This window comes from Monashia sp. HAY1-5C (genome assembly GCF_056755255.1).
In genome coordinates, this window is record NZ_JBPGXG010000694.1 from 1 (window position 1) to 240 (window position 240).

The 240-nt window shown below is 74.2% G+C and carries 1 pseudogene; it reads right to left on the reverse strand.

The features are described from left to right. Window positions 1-240, reverse strand: a pseudogene (locus ACR9ZK_RS23225) (phytoene desaturase); the annotation flags it as partial.

Consider the following 240-nt stretch of genomic DNA (forward strand, 5'->3'; position numbering starts at 1 on the left):
ACGCGCCGGGCCCCGCTCGCGCCGCCAGTCGGTCGGCGCCGAGAGGTTCGGCACCGGCTCGAGGACGTAGAGCACCGATTCGCCTTCGGGTGCCAGGCCCGGCTCGGTGACGGTCGGGACGGTGACGAGGCGCGAGGGGTCCGACATGAGCCGACCGTCGTCGACCAGGACCCGGAACGCACCGTCCCAGTCGGCCCCGAAGTGGATGTTGTGGTGCCCGACGCCCGGGCCGGGTTGCCC